Genomic DNA, 1,838 nt, shown 5'->3' with positions numbered 1-1,838 from the left:
CGGGGTGCAGTCGACGGTGTCGCTGGTCACGGTGAGCAAGCAGGTGATCAAGGGCATGAACGAGGGCAACCTCAAGTGGGAAAGCCTGTCGCGCAACCCCGAGGTGCTCAACAGCTCGGTGGCCCGCGCCGACGGCCTGTACAACGGCAATTGCTCGCTGGCGCCGCTGCTGGTGTTCCTCAACGACCACAAGGCCGAGACCCTCGACCGCGCCGTGGCGGTGATCAAGCAGTTCGCCGCCAGCCACGACAGCGACGGCCTGCAGTTCCAGCTGGCGGCCGGCAACGCCGGCATCGAGGCGGCCACCAACGAGGTGATCAAGCAGGCCGAGCTGACCATCCTGATTTTGGTGTACATCTGCGTGGCGGTGATGTGCCTGATCACCTTCCGCTCGTTCGCCGCGACGCTGTGCATCGTGTTGCCGCTGGTGCTGACCTCGGTGCTGGGCAACGCGCTGATGGCGTTCATGGGCATCGGCGTCAAGGTGGCGACCCTGCCGGTGGTAGCGCTGGGCGTGGGCATCGGCGTGGATTACGGCATCTACATCTACAGCCGCCTGGAAAGCTTCCTGCGCGCCGGCCTGCCGCTGCAGGAAGCCTATTACCAGACGCTGAAATCCACCGGCAAGGCGGTGCTGTTCACCGGCCTGTGCCTGGCGATTGGCGTGTGCACCTGGATCTTCTCGGCCATCAAGTTCCAGGCCGACATGGGCCTGATGCTGACGTTCATGCTGCTGTGGAACATGTTTGGTGCGCTGTGGCTGCTGCCGGCGCTGGCGCGGTTCCTGATCAAGCCGGAGAAGATGGCGGGCAAGGCGGGGGGATCGATATTCGCGCACTGACGCGGCACCTCCCGTAGCAGCTGCCGCAGGCTGCGTCCGGCCGTTACGCGGTGTACCTGGGGATGCGTGGCGTGTTCGGACGCGGCCTGCGGCCGCTGCTACGGGGGTATTGCGTGCGGGCGGGGTTACAAGGTCAACTCTGACCCCAACACCATCCCCAACGCGTTGCGCGCATCATCCAGCTGCACCAGCGTCGCCTGCCGCGCTGCCAGGGCATCGCGGTTCTCGATGGCGGTCAGGATTGCCTTGTGCCGTGGCATCGCCAGCTCATGCAGGTTGGGCCGCTGGTTGGAATGCTTCAGCGCTTCGCGCAACGCCAGTGCAAGCATGTTGCACAGGTGCGCCAGCAGGTCGTTGTGGGTGGCTTCGGCGATGCGGCTGTGGAAATCCAGGTCAGGCTGCAGCAAAGCCTCAGGCGTAGGCGCCGCTTCCATGCGCTGGTAGGCCTCGGCAATCGAGGCCACGTCCTCGGCCGTGGCGTGCTGCGCAGCCAGGGCCGCCGCCGCTGGTTCGATGATCGCCCGCACGCTGGTCAACAGCGCGAAGAACTCGTTCTGCGGGCTGCTCTGCATCAGCCAGTGCAGCACGTCCGGGTCCAGCAGGTGCCACTCGCGCCGGGCCTTCACCACCGTGCCCACCCGCGGCCTGGAATACACCAGCCCCTTCGCCACCAGCACCCGCGTGGCCTCGCGCAGCACCGGCCGGCTGACCGCATATTCCTCACACAACAGCGCTTCGGCAGGCAGCTTGTCATCGGGCTTCAGCCGCCCGGAAACGATCTGCATGCCGATTTCCTGCACGATGCGCGCGTGCATGCTCTTGCGGTCGGAGGGTTTGCGGTAGTCCATGGGGGGCGGGGAGGTCCTGAGCGATGGTTGGCGCGATCATAGCATTCCCAAGGCGTCTCGCCTCCCGTAGCAGCGGCCGCCAGGCCGCGTCCCGGGCGCTACGCACCGTAAGGAGTGGGCGGCGCGGCGGGACGCGGCCTGGCGGCCGC

Annotated in this window: 2 protein-coding genes; one reads left to right on the top strand and one right to left on the bottom strand. The window is 66.6% G+C overall.

Annotated elements, in window-relative coordinates; all coding sequences use genetic code 11:
- On the top strand, positions 1-841 hold an 841-nt coding region (locus AC0SZ7_RS31425; protein WP_475507971.1), incomplete at its 5' end, for an efflux RND transporter permease subunit.
- A gap of 125 nt (positions 842-966) precedes the next feature.
- Here the strand turns inward: AC0SZ7_RS31425 and AC0SZ7_RS31420 are convergent.
- Complete coding sequence (locus AC0SZ7_RS31420) at positions 967-1,689, bottom strand: FadR/GntR family transcriptional regulator (RefSeq protein ID WP_475507970.1); 723 nt, start codon at positions 1,687-1,689, stop codon at positions 967-969.
- Positions 1,690-1,838 lie beyond the last annotated feature (149 nt).

Source organism: Pseudomonas sp. JC1203 (assembly GCF_056175065.1).
This window is presented reverse-complemented; position numbering and strand designations above follow the sequence as displayed.

What these genes read in the sequence shown, in the direction of transcription:
- AC0SZ7_RS31420 (WP_475507970.1), bottom strand. Translation starts at nt 1,689, where the DNA reads ATGGACTACCGCAAACCCTCCGACCGCAAGAGCATGCACGCGCGCATC.